Source organism: Bradyrhizobium sp. Kon10, assembly GCF_055807395.1.
This window is the reverse complement of record NZ_JBVVOZ010000011.1, coordinates 21,132-34,578: the sequence shown is the minus strand read 5'-3', so window position 1 is coordinate 34,578 and position 13,447 is coordinate 21,132. Positions and strand designations below refer to the sequence as shown.

Genomic DNA, 13,447 nt, shown 5'->3' with positions numbered 1-13,447 from the left:
CCGGGACTCAACCCGGGCATTGCACGTCTCTCGATTTTGCGGTGAGGCCTACGCCCCCACCATCGGCATCCGCGGATACTCACCCGGCGTGCCGGCGGGGGTGATCGGGATGCCGCCGTCGGAATATTCGTTGAGCTTGTTGCGCAAGGTGCGGATCGAAATTCCCAGAATGTTGGCGGCGTGGGTCCGGTTGCCGAGGCAATGCTTCAGCGTCTCCAGGATCAGGTCGCGTTCGACATCCGCCACGGTGCGTCCGACCAGAGCCCGCGTCACCTGCTCGGCGGCCATCGTGGCATGCGCCACCGCCGGTACCGTCCTGGCGAGGTCGAGGCGATCACCGTCCGGCGTGAGGATGGCGTCGGGTCCGATCTCGTCGCCCTGCGCCATCAGCACGGAGCGATGCATGGTGTTTTCGAGCTCGCGGACGTTGCCTTGCCAGCGGTTGGTGGAGAGCACGCGGCGTGCTTCCGCCGAGACCGGGCGTACCGGCACGCCGTTGGCGTCGGCGTATTTCTTCACGAAGTGCTGGGCGAGCTCCAGAATATCGGCGGGACGCTCGCGCAGCGGCGGGATCTTCAGGTTCACGACGTTGAGGCGGAACAACAGATCCTCGCGGAAGGTGCCTTCGCGCACAGCGTCGCCCAGATTGCGGTTCGAGGTCGCGATGATGCGAATGTCGACGGGGACAGGCTTGGTGCCGCCGACGCGGTCGATCACGCGCTCCTGGATCGCGCGCAGCAGTTTCGATTGCAGGCGGACGTCCATTTCGGAGATTTCGTCGAGCAGCAGCGTGCCGCCAGTCGCTTCCTCGAACTTTCCAATGCGGCGGGCGATGGCGCCGGTGAACGCGCCCTTCTCATGGCCGAACAGCTCCGACTCCAGGAGGTGCTCGGGGATCGCGGCGCAGTTGATCGAGATGAACGGGCGTTTGGCGCGGGCCGAGCGGGTATGGACGTAGCGCGCCAGCACTTCCTTGCCGGTGCCGGATTCGCCTGTGATCATCACCGAGGCGTCGGAACCTGCGATCTGCTGAGCGAGCTTGACGACCTTCGCCATCGCGTCGTCGCGATAGATCAGCTCGCGGGAATCATTGGCGACCGCAGCTAGCACCGCCGCGATCAGCTCCGGATCGGGCGGCAGCGGGATGTATTCCTTGGCGCCGGCGTGGATCGCGGCGACCGCCGCGCGGGCGTCGTTGGTGATGCCGCAGGCGACGATCGGGGCGTGGATATGCTCGGCCTCGAGCCGCATCACGAGGTCGCGGATGTCGAGGGCGACGTCGACCAGCAGGAGGTCGGCGCCCTTGCCGCCGCGCAGTACGCGCATCGCCTGGTCGTGATCCTCGGCGTGGGTCACGGTGGCGCCGTTCTCCATCGCGATCTTGGTGGCGGTGGTGAGTTGGCCTTTTAACGTGCCAACGATGAGAAGCCGCATATCAGTCTCCTGTCCGTCTGTTCGCGCTGCCGCGCGTCATGTCCTGTGTTGGCGCGAGCATGATCCGGAAAAGTGCGTAGCGGTTTTCCGAAAAGATCATGCTCAAAACTATTACCCGCGTTCGGTCCTGATGATTTCCGTCATGGTCACGCCGAGCTTGTCCTCGACCAGCACCACCTCGCCGCGGGCGACGAGCTTGTTGTTGACGTAGATGTCGATGGCCTCGCCGACGCGCCGGTCGAGCTCGAGCACGGTGCCGGGTCCGAGCTTCAGCAGTTCGCCGACGTCCATCTTCGAGCGGCCGAGCACGGCCGAGACCTGCACCGGCACGTCGAACACGGCTTCGAGGTCGGCGGCGACGCGCGAGGCATATTCCTCCTCGTTGTAGCTGACGTCGTTGCCGGTCGGCGGCATCGGGCCGTTGAGATCGGGCAGCGGGACCTGTCCGTCGGTGTCGCTCATGGCTTAATTCCCCCTGCGGGACGCGATATAGCGTCCGACCAGCTCGTCCACCTTGGCCACGATGGCGCCGCGCTCCAGCACGACGCCGCCATCGGCCCATTCGATCCGGCAGTCGCCGGTCGCTATCTCGGGCTCGGCCAGGATCACCAGCCGTCCTTCGAAACCGCTCTGCTTGGCGAGGCGCTCGATCTTCTCGCGCGCGCTGTCGTAGAGCGCGTCGTTGATGCGGACGACGAGATGCGGCGTCGCGACCAGATGCGAGAAGCAGTCCTTGACCAGCGCCATGATCTCGCCAAGCGGCTCGGCTGCGACCAGATCGGCGCACAGCTTGCGCGCCACCGCGAGCGCGACGTCGACAGCCTCGGTCTCCATCTTGCTCTCGATATTGCCGATGCCCGAAGCAATGCCCCGGATCGAGACGCTGATCTCTTCGACGGCGAGCGCCACGCGGCGGTCGCTCTCCGCCTTGGCTTCGCGCTGGCCGGCGGCAAATCCGTCCTGATAGGCGCGCGCCTCGGCTTCCGCGAGCTTCTGGGCGATCTCGACCGCGGTCGCGGCCTTCTCGCGCGTCCGGTCGGGCGCGGCGAAGTCATTATCGAACAGGAATTTTGCGGGTGCGCCCATCAATACACCAGTTCGTCGTCGGCGCGGTTCTTGGTCAGCATGATCTCGCCCTTGGCGGCGAGGTCTTTGGCGAGGTTGACGAGCAGCGCCTGCGCCTCGTCGACGTCGCGCAGGCGCACCGGGCCCATTGCCGCCATGTCGTCCTGGAGCATTTTGGCCGCGCGGGAGGACATGTTGCCGAAGAAGAAGTTGCGGACGTCCTCGTTGGCGCTCTTCAGCGCCACGCCGAGCTTGTCCTTGTCGACGTTGCGCATCAGTGTCTGGGCCGAGCCGGAATCGAGCTTCACGAGGTCGTCGAAGGTGAACATCAGCGCCTTGATGCGCTCGGCCGATTCGCGGTTGTCCTCTTCCAGCGAGGTGATGAAGCGAGTTTCGGTCTGCCGGTCGAAATTGTTGAAGATTTCGGCCATGACCTCGTGGGCGTCGCGGCGGCGGGTCTGCGACAGGTTGGACATGAATTCGGTGCGGAGCGTCTTCTCGACGCTCTCGATCACTTCCTTCTGGACCGCCTCCATCTTCAGCATGCGGTTGACGACGTCGAGCGCGAGATCCTCGGGGAAGATGCCCAGCACGCGCGCGGCGTGCTCCGGCTTCAGCTTGGAGAGCACCACCGCGATGGTCTGCGGATATTCGTTCTTGAGGTAGTTGGCGAGGACCTCTTCCTGCACGTTGGAAAGTTTCTCCCACATGTTGCGCCCGGCCGGGCCGCGGATCTCGTCCATGATGCCGTTGACGCGTTCGGGCGCCAGATATTGCTGGAGCAGCCGCTCGGTGGCGTCGAAATTGCCCATCAGCGCGCCGGAGGCCGACATGCGCGAGACGAATTCGAGCAGCATGTCTTCGACGGTGTCGACCTCGACGGTGCCGAGCGTCGACATTTCCAGCGAGAGCTGCCGCACCTCGTCGTCGTCGAGCAGTCCCCAGATCTTGCCGCCATATTGCTCGCCGAGCGCCAACATCAGGATCGCGGCGCGCTTCGGCCCCGGCACCACTTCGACCTTGGCGCCCGCGCGGCCGACGGCACGCTGGCCGAGCGTGGAGATCACGCTGGTGATGTCGTTTGAGTTGGCGTTTTGCAAAGTGCCGGCCATGTCAGTTCACTTCTCGAATCATTTCGCGGGTTCCGTCAGCCATTGTCGGATGATGGCGACGGTTTCGTTGGGGTTGCGCTCGGCGAGCTCGCCGACTCGATGAACGGACTGGGCGTGGACCTGGCCCTGGACGGTGGCGACGTCGATCGCGCTTGCGGTGCCGCTCGGCAGCAGCGCCTGGCCCACCGGCGCAGCCTCGTCCGAGGCGGCGGGGCCGGTGAGGGCGCCGGAGATGGCGGCGGCGACCTCCTCGGAGGCCAGGATCCGCTTGACCAGCGGCCGGATCACCATGAACAGCACGACCAGGCCGAGCAGCATCATCACGCCGAGCTCGACGAAGTACATCAGGTCGTCCTTGGTGAACTGGAGCATGCCGAGCAAGCCGGTCGGCTCCGCAATCGGGGCAGTGGAGGGTGCCTCGGCGAAGCGCAGATTGACGACCTCGACCTGGTCGCCGCGCTTCTGGTCGAAGCCGATCGCCGAGCGCACCAGAGTGGCGATCTGTTCGAGCTGCTCCTTGGTGCGGTCCTGATAGGCCAGATCGCCCTTCTCGTTCTTGGAGTAGATGCCGTCGACCAGGACCGCGACGGAGATGCGGTTGACCCGGCCGGCCTCGGTCACTTCGGTCTTGGTGGTGTGGGAGATCTCGTAATTGTTGGTCTCCTCGCTCTTCTTGCTCTGGTCCTTGGCCGCGACGCCGCTGTTCTGCTGGTTGCCGGGCAGCTCGTTGTTGACCGTGACCTGGCCGTTGTTGTCGGCGGTCATGCTCTGCTCTTCGCGGGTCTGGCTCGAGCGCAGCACGCGGCCCTCGGGATCGAACTTGTCCGAGGTCTGAGTGACCTTGTTGAAGTCGAAATCGGCGGAGAGCTGGACGCGGGCGCGGCCCGAGCCGACCACGGAGGAGACGATGTCCTCGACCTGCTTGCGCATCCGCTTCTCGTAGGCGGTGCGACGCTCGTCGCCGACGGCCTGCTCCGGATCCGTCGCTGCGCCGTCGGCGAGCAAATTGCCGGCTTCGTCGACGATCGAGACCCGCTGCGGCTTCAAGCCGTTGACGGCGGAGGCGACGAGATGGCGGATGGCGCGGATCTGCTGGGCTTCCAGCGAGCCGCGGACCCGGACCACGATCGAGGCCGACGGCTCCGGCGCCTCGCGCGAGAACAGCGGGCGCTCGGGCAGCACCAGGTGGACGCGCGCGGCCTGGATGCGGTCGATGGCGCGGATGGTGCGGGAAAGCTCGCCTTCGAGCGCGCGCAGATGATTGATGTTCTGGACGAAGCTGGTGGTGCCGAGCGCGTCCGACTTGTCGAACACCTCGTAGCCGACCCCGCCGCCCTTGGGCAGGCCGCCCTCGGCGAGCTTCATCCGCAGACGCGTGACCTTGTCCTTCGGCACCATGATGACGCTGCCTTCATTGCGCAGCTCGTACTGGATGCCTTGGCGCTCCAAGTCCTTGATAATGCCGGAAGAATCTTCGACGCTGAGATCGGTGAAGAGCGTCGTCATCTGCGGCGTGGTGACGCGCATGATGACGAAGGCAAAGAAGCCGATGAGCGCGGCGGTGACCGCGATCATCGCCCCGAAGCGGGCGGCGCCGATACCCTTCAGAAAGTCCCCAAGACCTTGCAAGCAACCGCCCCAACAGATTCGGCTGCTTTCCCTGGAAAGGCCGACTGGGCAATTATTGCCTAGGTGATGGTTTCGATATGGTTAACGAAGGTTAAGAGCTCGGACAAAAGTAGCGCCATGAAAAAAATCGGCCTCGCATGGCGAGACCGATTTTCGTCAAAAGCCACAGATTTCCGGATCGCTTACTGGCGATATTGCTGGATGCGGGTGGTGCGAAGGCCCGCCAGACCGTGCTGGTCGATGGAAAACTGCCAGGAGAGAAATTCGTCGACCGTCAGGGTGTAACGGCTGCAGGCCTCCTCGAGCGAGAGGAGTCCGCCACGAACGGCGGCGACGACTTCGGCCTTGCGGCGGATGACCCAGCGTTTGGTGCCGGGTGCGGGCAGATCTGCAATCGTCAGCGGACTGCCGTCCGGCCCGATGACGTATTTTACCCTCGGGCGATGGGGTTCTGTCATGGTGTACTCACAAACTCTCAACCACTGAACTCACGCCACAACCGTACGCATCGCGGCTTAAAAATCCGCTAAGCCTAAGGCTTCAATACAATTCTCGTTGAAACTGGCTGGAACGCGACCGGCCCGGCGGGCTGAACACGTGTTTCAGCCGGCTGAGCGGGGTGTTCGTAAAGACTTTACTAACGAACGGAGCCTGAGCGCGACGCTGCGATGCCCCAACCGTCGTCCCGGCGAAGGCCGGGACCCATAACCACAGGGAGTAGTTTGGCGAAGACTCGTAGTTGGGAAGTCTTTCGCGCTACTGCTACCTGCGTTTCATCGAAAGATCTCGCGGCATGGGTCCCGGCCTCCGCCGGGACGACGCTGCATGTGTGGCATGGGGGGCGAGCCTCAGCTGCCGGTGCTGCTGCTGGTGGCGACGATGCTCTTCACCTGGCTCAGGGTGTAGCTGTTGCCGTCGATCGTGAGCAGCGGCGGCGATTGGGTCAGGTCGACGGACGACACCGTGCCCTGCACCTGGGCCGCGATGCCGACGCTATTGCCCGAGACATCCTTGCCCGTCGCCGTGATGGTGTATTTGCCGTCCGGCCACTGCGTGCCGTCATTGCCCTGGCCATTCCAGGTGAAGGGAACGTCGCTGGCGGCGCCGGCGGTGTATTTGCCCGTGAACACGGTCTGGCCGCTGGAATTGGCGATGGAAACATCCACGGTCGCATCGGTCGGCACGTTGAGATGCCAGGTTGCCGACGAACTCGTCATCGTCGCGGTGGTGCCGTCGACAACGGCGGTCTTGCCGACGAAGTCCAGCGCCTGGGTCGCCTGCGTGGTCTGTTGCAGGGTGACGAGTTGGGACAGCGAGTCGTTGGTCTTGAGCTGCTGCTCGACACCGGCGAACTGCACCAGCTGCTGAGTGAACTGGTTGGTGTCCAGCGGATCGAGCGGGTTCTGGTTCTGAAGCTGCGTCGTCAGCAGCGTCAGGAAGGTCTGGAAGTTGCCGGCGAGCGTCGCGCCGGTGGTCGAGCCCAGGGTCGGGTTCGACGAGGACGACGAGGACGATGTCGGTGTGGTGCCGGAGACGACGGCAGGTGCGGTGGCGGAATTCGTGGTGGTCATTTGCGAATACTCCTCACACTCTGATGTCGACGCCGCTGCTCGATCCGAGCATGCGGCCGTAGCTGCGGCTGATGGGCGCAGCAGTGCTTGCGTCTTCGTCGCTGATGATCAGCCGGCGGGCGTTGCCGTTGTTGTCGTTGTTCTGGCCGGAGTTCTGGCCCGACGAATTTTGGTCGCGCAGGCTGAAGGAGAGCCCGTTGCTGCCGGTCTTGAGGCCGGCATCGTCGAGCGCGCGCTGCAATTGCGGTGCGTCCTGTCTCAGCAGCGACAGCGTCTCCGGCTTCTCCACGGTGAGGTGCGAGGTGACCTGGCCGTTCCGGTCGACATTGATGCGGACGTCGATGCGGCCGAGATCGACCGGATCGAGGCTGATGTCGAAGCGGGTTTTTCCGGCGCGTGCGGCGGCGGCGATCTCGATCGGCACGCCGCTGATCGGCACGGCGGTGGATGTGGCCGCGCTCGCGGTCAGCGTTGCGGTGGAGGCGGTCGCGACCGAGGTCGTCGTGGTCAGCGGCGCCTGCACGGCATTGGCGGCCTGCGCGCCCGTGTCCGTCGTCGCCGCAACGGCTTGCGTGTCGGCATGGGCGTGCGCGGTCGGAGCGGCTGGCGTGGCATCGGGGATGCGGTCGGCGGCGCCGGCCTTCGCATCGGTCGGGGTCGCGTCAGCCTGCGGCTTTGCGTTCTGCGGATGCGCGGCGTTTATCGTCGCGGCCGTCGCGGGATTCTGCGTGGCGGCGCTCGTTGCGGTCTTGCCCGCATCCTGGCCGATATTGGAGACGTCGGTCTGCGACTGCCCCGTCGCGGCGGCCTTGAACGAGGTCTTCGGCGTGCCCTGATCGATCGCGGCGACCAGTGCGCCGTTCGTCTTGGCATCGGTCGCGGTGCCGTCGGCTGTGCCAGTGGCGGCATCCGCGATCGTCGCCGAGGTTTTGGCGTCGACCTTGGCACCAGCGGTCTTGGCGCCCTTGTCGCCAGGCGTGGCGGTATCGGTCTTGGCGCCGGTGATCTGCGCCGCGGTCGAGGCGCTGGCGGCGATGCCGGCGGCGGCGATGGTCAGCGGCGAAGCGGCGGTGTTGGCAGCCTGGGTCGCAGCCGCGTTGGGATCGACTGGGACAACGGGCACGGCGACGACGATCGCGTTCGGATCGGGCACAGCGGCTTGCGTTGCCGCGGTCTGGGCATTGGCCGAGGCGTCGACAGCGGCGGCAAGGCCGTCGGTGCCGTCGGTCTTGCCAGCCTTGTCGCTCTTGTCGGTCTTGGAGGTGTCGGCTTTGTCGCCCGACTTGGCGCCGGAGGCTTCGGACGTGTCCTTGGTCTTGCCGCTCGCCTTGGCCGGATCTGTGCTGGTGTCGGTGCTGGCTGGCGTCGCGGAATTGCTGCTGTCGCTCGGCTGGCTTTGCGAAGACTGATCGGGCGAGGACGTGTCGCGCGTGCTCCGGTCGGACGAGGAGGACGATGATGAGGACGAGGAAGAATCACTGCGCCGCGGCGTGGTGTCCTGGGTCGAGGACGACGCGCTGTTGCTGATCGCCTGCGTATTGCTGTCGACCAGCGCACCGAAGGAGTCGCCGCCGGAGGTGTCCTTCGAGCTCTGCGGGCGGGCAGGCTTCTGCTGTGCGCTCGAAACCTGCGCGCTCGCTGCTACATCTGACGTGACACCAACCACAGGCGACCCCTTGAAACCGTCTTCGGACCAGGAGGTGAGCAAGGAGCGGGCCAGCCGCGCTGGACGCGATTTTATCCAGTAAAATCAATCTATTGACGGATCTGGTCTGGCGCCGCGAGGGTCCCGCGACCCCGCCATTTCTGCCGCCCCGGCAAGAATTGCCGTAAAGCTTTCGGCCCGCGCGATTGCTTCACCGAAAGGCCGCCTATATTAAAGGGTGCTCTCAGCCGCTTTCGACCGGGCACGTCAGCCCCCGGGGGAACCGAAGTTCCCGGGGACCGCCGATGTCCCGGCTCAAGGCATCAGGAACCCATGCTCAACAGTCTGGATCTCGAAGGCCGTCCGCAGGACACCAGGGTCGTCGTCGCCATGTCGGGCGGCGTCGATTCGTCGACGACGGCTGCGCTGTTGAAGGCGGAGGGTTACGACGTCGTCGGTATCACGCTCCAGCTCTATGATCATGGCGCGGCGACCCATCGCAAGGGCGCCTGCTGCGCCGGCCAGGACATCCACGACGCCCGCGACGTCGCCGCCAAGCTCGGCATTCCCCATTACGTGCTCGATTACGAGGACCGTTTTCGCGAATCCGTCATCGACAATTTCGCGGATAGCTATGCGCTCGGCGAGACCCCGGTGCCGTGCATCGAGTGCAACCGCTCGGTCAAGTTTCGCGACCTCTTGAAGACCGCCCGCGAGCTCGGGGCCACCGCGCTCGCCACCGGCCATTATGTCGCCTCGCGCCGTCGCGCCGACGGCTCGCGCGCGCTGGTCTGCGCCGCCGACGCCGATCGCGACCAGAGCTATTTCCTGTTCGCGACGACGCAGGAGCAACTCGACTATCTGCGCTTTCCGCTCGGTGACATGACCAAGCCCGAGACCCGCGAGCTCGCCCGCCGCTTTGGCCTGTCCGTCGCCGACAAGCACGACAGCCAGGACATCTGCTTCGTGCCGACAGGCCGCTACACCGACATCATCACGCGGCTGCGGCCGAACGCGATGGACCCCGGTGACATCGTCGATCTCGACGGCCGCGTGCTCGGCCAGCATCACGGCATCGCCAATTTCACGATCGGCCAGCGCCGTGGCCTCGGCATCGCGGCAGCCGCGCCGCTGTTTGTGGTGCGGCTCGAAGCGGCGAACCGCCGCGTGGTCGTCGGCCCGCGCGAGGCCCTGAAGATGCACCGCATCAGCTTGCGCGACGTCAACTGGATCGGCGACGGCGATATCGACCGCGCCATCGGCAATGGCCTCGAAATGTTCGTGCGCGTGCGCTCGACCCGCAGCCCCCAGCCGGCGTGGCTGCGCGGCGCTGGCGGCCATTACGAGGTCGAGCTCGTTGCCGGCGAAGAGGGCGTTTCGCCGGGCCAGGCCTGCGTGTTCTACGACGCGCCGTCAGGGCAGGCGCGCGTGCTCGGCGGCGGCTTCATCCAGAGCGCGGCGGCGAAGGTCGCGAGCAACGCAGCGCGGTCGCTGCCCGAAGCCGTGCGCGGCTAGGTGCGATGAAATTCAGCCCGACTGTAGCTACGGAAAAACTGCGCCCCCTCTCCCGCTTGCGGGAGAGGGTAGGGGAGAGGGCTCTCTCCACACGCGATATCTCGCCAACGGATAGAGCCCTCACCCGCCACGCTCTGGCGAGCGTGTCGACCTCTCCCGCAAGCGGGAGAGGCGTCAGACCGCGCGCGGGGCGGACTTCGATCTCACCAACGATCCATTCTCGATAGAGTTTCGCGTAAGGGCAGGGGCATGGCAGCAGATATCTCGCGGGCCGGGGTCGAGAAGGCCTATGGCCGCTGGGCGCCGGTCTACGATCTCGTGTTCGGCAAGGTGTTCGACGCCGGAAGGCAGTCGACCATCGCCGAGGCCGACCGCATCGGCGGCCGCATCCTCGACGTCGGCGTCGGCACCGGGCTTTCGCTCTCCGACTATGCGCGCACCACGAAAATCTGCGGCGTCGACATCTCCGAGCCGATGTTGCGCAAGGCGCAGGCGCGCGTGCGCGCGATGCGGCTGTCCAATGTCGACGTGCTCTCGGTGATGGACGCGAAGAACCTCGCCTTTCCCGAAAACTTTTTCGACGCGGTGGTCGCGCAATATGTCATCACCGCCGTGCCCGATCCCGAAGGCACGCTCGACGAGTTCGTGCGGGTCCTCAAGCGAGGTGGCGAACTGATCCTCATCAACCACATCGGCGCCGAGAGCGGATTTCGCAAACTCTCCGAGCTTGCCTTTGCGCCGCTCGCCCGCCGCCTCGGCTGGCGCCCGGAATTCCCGTGGCAGCGCCTGGTCGATTGGGCCGCGAAGCACGGCGGTGTCACCCTGGCCGAGCGCCGCCCGATGCCGCCGATGGGACACTTTTCGCTGATCCGCTACGTTAAATCGTGATCGGGATGAGCCCGGCGCGCCGCTCAGCCGGCAGCGCGCTCCCTCTCCCGCCTGCGGGAGAGGGTAGGGGAGAGGGCTCTCTCGACCAGCGATATCTCGCGAGTGGAAAGAACCCTCACCCGGCGCGCGGGACGATGCTTCGCATCGCCCGAGACGCGCCGACCTCTCCCGCAAGCGGGCGAGGTGCACCGGCCTCGTGGCGGCAATGGAGTCCTGAACCGGTCACGATCTAGCGCGATCACATCGCGCTTGGGCCGGGAACATCGGGCCTGACCCGCGCGTTTGCCTTCATGCGCACCACATCGAACATCATCTTTGCGGGTCTCGTGATGGCAGCCTCCGGCGCAGCGATCGCGCAGGCCCCGCCCGCCCCGGCGACGCCGCCGCAACAGACCGCGCCGCCGTCCCCGCAGCACGCCACCGACTGCTCGCCCGCAGACCGGGCGCGCGGCGCCGCCACGCCAGACGGCAAGACGACCGGCCAGTCCCGGGAACCGCTCGGCGACAAGCTGGCGAAATCCGAGGGCGTGCTTTGTCCGCCCGCCGGCATCGACCCCGAAATGCACGCCCCCGCGCCCAGCACGGGTGGCACCATGCCCGTCATCCCACCCCCCGGCAGCCCGGGCGGCGACCCGACGGTGCGACCGAAATAGCTTGTCGCGCCGAAGCCTTGGCGTAGGCGGACCCTGTTCCGCAACCCCGATCTCCGTCATGCCCGGGCTGGTCCCGGGCATCCACGTTCGTGAGGTCAGCAAAGCGTAGATCGCTGGGACCCGGCTTCGCCAAGGCTTCACCGGGCTTTCCGTGCAGGGCCAGCGCAGCATTAGCGAAGACGGCAAGCCGGCCATGACGGATTCAGTGCCAAAAACCGCCAAATCGACCTGCCCATTTGCGGAAGCCTTGCCAAACGCGGATTGACAGCCCGCCGCCCCCTTCCTTATATGCCGCGCGTTCGCGAGATCGGCCTTCTGCGGCCCTCGCGACCCTGTGGCGGGGTAGCTCAGCTGGTTAGAGCACGGGAATCATAATCCTGGGGTCGGGGGTTCGAGTCCCTCTCCCGCTACCAACAAAATCAGCACTTTGAGGCATTCGAGGTCGCGGTGCATTCTTTCGTACCACACTCGGTACCACATTTCTCCCAGCTCTCTCGCAGAGATATTCAATCCTTGTCACTTGGTTAGCTTGGATGGCTTTTCTCGTCCGAGTTTTGCCCCTCGTCCGGGTGCGAGCACTCGTACAGCGCTGATGTGTGCGGTGTTCCGCTGATGCTTCCGTGTGCCGTCCGCTGGATGTATTCGAACGCCCAAGAAGTGGTTCCCTGACCGCACCGGGGCCCGGCGGTTCGTGCAGGTCGAATCCTTCGGGGCCAACAGCGAAGAGGAAAGGAGGTCGCCGGCTAAAGCGAAGTCTTGAATTTGCCGAGGAGGAATGAACAGCTTCCCAAGCTGCATACGAGGGTTCGATTCCCTTCGCCCGCTCCAGTCCACTTTCTCCTGTAAAATAAGGCGCCTCCTCGACGTTTCGCGTCGCGGATTCTCGCGTTCGCGAAAATCTTGTACAAGCCCCGTACAAGAATCGTCCCGGAATCTAGCGGACGGCGCGCCGGCAGGTCCGGCGGGCGGATGATCGTCGCGGCGATGATCGCAGCCGGCATCGTCGACGTCGCGCCGGCATCGTCATGCTGACGATGATGCCGACCATGATGATCGCGGTCCGACCGCGGCAGCTACGTGGCCTGCCTGGAGGAGATGTTGAAGTAAGCGTTCGGCGAGCCGGCGTGGGTCCGCTCGGCGGAGAAGCCCAGCGCCAGCGCCGCGGCGATCAGCATGCCGTTCGCGACGTAGTCTCCCCGCCTCGCGCTCGGCGTCGTGCTTCAGCCCGTAGCTGCTGCGCTTGCGGTTCATCGACTTGCGCCGGCCGAACTTGGAGAGGAACTCGGCGGCGCGGATGAACTCGTCGACGCCGTGCTCGCCGAGCATCTCCGCGCGGTTCTTCAGGAAGCGCGCCTCCGCCTCTTCGGGCGTCTCGCCGCGGCCCCGCGTCACGCGGTACCCGAAGCCGCTGAGCTCGGGCGCGAGGTCCATCGCTCTCCGGAGACCGGCCTGCGCAAACGCCCGCAGCAGCGTACCGCTCGGCGCGTCGAACGAATGCCGGCGCAGGTAGTCGAGAAAGGCGCCTTCGTCCGGAGCGGTCTCCGCCGGCGCCGCCGCCAGCGCCGCGCGCATCGACGCGTTCGTCGCCCAGCCCAGGCCGCGCGCGAGCGCCTCGACGCGGTGGGACGACTTGACGTCGGGGAGCGATGCCCGAAGGGCATCCTTCATGTATTCGATATCGTTAAGAGTGACGATCGACTTCATCTGCAATCCTCGGTACGGGCACGGGGGTCGCCGATTAAGCCAAGTGCCGCGGTCCGAAAGGATCGGGATGGTCGATGTGGAAGCCGTTTGACCCGGCGACAGGTCGAAGGTGGCGAGCCCGCGCAGAATATAGCGATCGCCGTGAGTCGCCGCAACGATGCCGATCATCGCCGGATCGGTCGCCGCAGCGAGCACGGTGACAATCCTGTTTTCGAGGTGACAATTTTGTTT

Annotated in this window: 12 protein-coding genes and 1 tRNA gene; 4 read left to right on the top strand and 9 right to left on the bottom strand. The window is 65.6% G+C overall.

Translation table 11 applies throughout. The features are described 5' to 3' along the window. Positions 1–48: 48 nt before the first annotated feature. From flbD to AC0L2O_RS17065, 8 genes are all read right to left on the bottom strand, one after another. Complete coding sequence (gene flbD / locus AC0L2O_RS17100; RefSeq protein WP_409192151.1) at positions 49–1,434, bottom strand: sigma-54-dependent transcriptional regulator FlbD; 1,386 nt, start codon at positions 1,432–1,434, stop codon at positions 49–51. Positions 1,435–1,545: 111 nt separating this feature from the next. After that, a complete protein-coding gene (gene fliN, locus AC0L2O_RS17095; protein WP_369721520.1) occupies positions 1,546–1,896 on the bottom strand; it encodes a flagellar motor switch protein FliN in 351 nt (116 codons plus the stop codon). 3 nt (positions 1,897–1,899) lie between these two features. Further along, entirely contained in the window at positions 1,900–2,520 is a 621-nt protein-coding gene (locus AC0L2O_RS17090) for a FliH/SctL family protein (RefSeq protein ID WP_473370521.1), read from the bottom strand. Beyond that, a complete protein-coding gene (gene fliG, locus AC0L2O_RS17085) occupies positions 2,520–3,611 on the bottom strand; it encodes a flagellar motor switch protein FliG (RefSeq protein WP_409192153.1) in 1,092 nt (363 codons plus the stop codon). Before fliG ends, AC0L2O_RS17090 begins: the two co-directional genes overlap by 1 nt. A gap of 18 nt (positions 3,612–3,629) precedes the next feature. Further along, the gene (fliF, locus tag AC0L2O_RS17080; RefSeq protein ID WP_473370520.1) at positions 3,630–5,240 is read right to left on the bottom strand and encodes a flagellar basal-body MS-ring/collar protein FliF; all 1,611 of its coding nucleotides are present in this window, start codon (positions 5,238–5,240) and stop codon (positions 3,630–3,632) included. A gap of 182 nt (positions 5,241–5,422) precedes the next feature. Beyond that, positions 5,423–5,698, bottom strand: a complete 276-nt coding sequence (gene sciP, locus AC0L2O_RS17075; protein WP_002714638.1) for a CtrA inhibitor SciP — start codon at positions 5,696–5,698, stop codon at positions 5,423–5,425. 390 nt (positions 5,699–6,088) lie between these two features. Continuing rightward, the gene (locus AC0L2O_RS17070) at positions 6,089–6,811 is read right to left on the bottom strand and encodes a flagellar hook assembly protein FlgD (protein WP_369721523.1); all 723 of its coding nucleotides are present in this window, start codon (positions 6,809–6,811) and stop codon (positions 6,089–6,091) included. Positions 6,812–6,824: 13 nt separating this feature from the next. Beyond that, complete coding sequence (locus AC0L2O_RS17065) at positions 6,825–8,477, bottom strand: flagellar hook-length control protein FliK (protein WP_473370519.1); 1,653 nt, start codon at positions 8,475–8,477, stop codon at positions 6,825–6,827. Between the two features lie 312 nt (positions 8,478–8,789). Between AC0L2O_RS17065 and mnmA the strand changes: the two genes are divergently transcribed. From mnmA to AC0L2O_RS17045, 4 genes are all read left to right on the top strand, one after another. Next, a complete protein-coding gene (gene mnmA, locus AC0L2O_RS17060; RefSeq protein WP_473370518.1) occupies positions 8,790–9,971 on the top strand; it encodes a tRNA 2-thiouridine(34) synthase MnmA in 1,182 nt (393 codons plus the stop codon). A gap of 249 nt (positions 9,972–10,220) precedes the next feature. Then, positions 10,221–10,859 carry a class I SAM-dependent methyltransferase gene (locus AC0L2O_RS17055; protein ID WP_473370517.1) on the top strand — a complete coding sequence of 213 codons (639 nt, stop codon included), beginning with the start codon at positions 10,221–10,223 and terminating at the stop codon, positions 10,857–10,859. A gap of 290 nt (positions 10,860–11,149) precedes the next feature. Further along, on the top strand, positions 11,150–11,512 hold the full coding sequence (locus AC0L2O_RS17050) for a hypothetical protein (protein WP_473370516.1): 363 nt from the start codon (positions 11,150–11,152) through the stop codon (positions 11,510–11,512). Between the two features lie 336 nt (positions 11,513–11,848). Then, positions 11,849–11,925, top strand: a tRNA-Met gene (locus AC0L2O_RS17045). Positions 11,926–12,535: 610 nt separating this feature from the next. Here AC0L2O_RS17045 and AC0L2O_RS17040 read toward each other — a convergent pair. Then, positions 12,536–13,411 (bottom strand): hypothetical protein, encoded by an 876-nt coding sequence (locus tag AC0L2O_RS17040; RefSeq protein ID WP_473370515.1) that lies wholly within the window; start codon positions 13,409–13,411, stop codon positions 12,536–12,538. Between the last annotated feature and the right edge of the window lie 36 nt (positions 13,412–13,447).